Origin of the sequence: Maribellus luteus (assembly GCF_003576475.1) — a bacterium.
Taxonomy (GTDB): domain Bacteria; phylum Bacteroidota; class Bacteroidia; order Bacteroidales; family Prolixibacteraceae; genus Draconibacterium; species Draconibacterium luteum.
Map to the genome: position 1 here is coordinate 1 of NZ_QWGR01000319.1, position 509 is coordinate 509.

Annotated in this window: 1 protein-coding gene; it reads right to left on the minus strand. The window is 68.2% G+C overall.

From position 1 onward, the window contains the following. The coding region (locus D1614_RS29060) for a GNAT family N-acetyltransferase (RefSeq protein ID WP_147384431.1) at positions 1-509 on the minus strand (509 nt) is incomplete at both ends.

The following is a 509-nucleotide window of genomic DNA, read 5'->3' on the forward strand; positions in this document are numbered from 1 at the left end:
CGGTCGAGATGCCGCAGCACGATGGCGGATGCGACCGGCGTCTCGCCGGCATGCAACGTCACGATCTCGCAGTTGCCGCGCGCGGCGGCGTCATAGACCGCGCGGCGGACGAATGCAGCGTCGCCTTCGTGCTGGGCCAGCGCCGTGCCGCGCCTGGCCTTCCAGCCGCTGGCTTCGAGGGCGAGAAAAATTCCGAGGTCGCGTTTGATCTCGCTCGGCGTCGTGGCGATGGTGAAGATGACCTCGCCATGCTCGGAGAGCCGGTTGCGCTGGCGGCGGAGTTCCTTGAGCTTCTTGGGGCCGAGCGCGTCGCGGAGCAGATCGTCGGCGTTGCGCGTGGCATCGAGGCTGGCGCGTGCGTGACTTTGCAGGATACGCGGCTTCAGTCCCTCGCTGGCAAGGGCGCGGGTGAATGCCATCATCGCCGCGCCGTCGAGCGTGATATCGCGCAGGATCAGCGCATGGGCGCCGGCATTGCGTGCCTGCTGTATCAGGCTTGCCGCGGCCTC